Raw genomic sequence first — 473 nt, forward strand, 5'->3', positions numbered from 1 at the left:
GAAGTCGTAACAAGGTAGCCGTATCGGAAGGTGCGGCTGGATCACCTCCTTTCTAAGGATATATTCGGAACATCTTCTTCAGAAGATGCGGAATAACGTGACATATTGTATTCAGTTTTGAATGTTTATTTAACATTCAAATATTTTTTGGTTAAAGTGATATTGCTTATGCGAGCGCTTGACTAAAAAGAAATTGTACATTGAAAACTAGATAAGTAAGTAAAATATAGATTTTACCAAGCAAAACCGAGTGAATAAAGAGTTTTAAATAAGCTTGAATTCATAAGAAATAATCGCTAGTGTTCGAAAGAACACTCACAAGATTAATAACGCGTTTCCTGTAGGATGGAAACATAGATTAAGTTATTAAGGGCGCACGGTGGATGCCTTGGCACTAGAAGCCGATGAAGGACGTTACTAACGACGATATGCTTTGGGGAGCTGTAAGTAAGCTTTGATCCAGAGATTTCCGA

Annotated in this window: 2 rRNA genes; both read left to right on the top strand. The window is 37.0% G+C overall.

The annotated features are described in order from the left end of the window. Positions 1-52 (top strand): 16S ribosomal RNA (locus tag IDG60_RS02535); the annotation flags it as partial. Between the two features lie 304 nt (positions 53-356). After that, positions 357-473, top strand: a 23S ribosomal RNA gene (locus IDG60_RS02540); the annotation flags it as partial.

It is taken from the genome of Staphylococcus sp. EG-SA-2 (assembly GCF_017152085.1).